The organism is Streptomyces sp. DH12 (genome assembly GCF_020873895.1).
GTDB lineage: Bacteria > Actinomycetota > Actinomycetes > Streptomycetales > Streptomycetaceae > Streptomyces.
Genome location: NZ_JAHWGT010001107.1, coordinates 1 through 449, shown reverse-complemented (window position 1 = coordinate 449; position 449 = coordinate 1). Strand labels below are relative to the sequence as shown.

The 449-nt window shown below is 26.9% G+C and carries 1 protein-coding gene; it reads left to right on the top strand.

The genetic code is table 11. The features are described 5' to 3' along the window. Positions 1 to 449: GNAT family N-acetyltransferase (locus tag LPA54_RS38760; protein WP_228985084.1), on the top strand; the 449-nt coding region annotated here is incomplete at both ends.

Sequence of the window (449 nt, the reverse complement as noted above, 5' to 3'; positions counted from 1 at the left end):
GTATTAGAATTTTATGGTGGTAGAGATAAAAAATATACATTAGAATCATTAAAAAAACATTATACAGAGCCTTGGGAAGATGAAGTTTTTAGAGTAATTATTGAATATAACAATGTTCCTATTGGATATGGACAAATATATAAAATGTATGATGAGTTATATACTGATTATCATTATCCAAAAACTGATGAGATAGTCTATGGTATGGATCAATTTATAGGAGAGCCAAATTATTGGAGTAAAGGAATTGGTACAAGATATATTAAATTGATTTTTGAATTTTTGAAAAAAGAAAGAAATGCTAATGCAGTTATTTTAGACCCTCATAAAAATAATCCAAGAGCAATAAGGGCATACCAAAAATCTGGTTTTAGAATTATTGAAGATTTGCCAGAACATGAATTACACGAGGGCAAAAAAGAAGATTGTTATTTAATGGAATATAGATA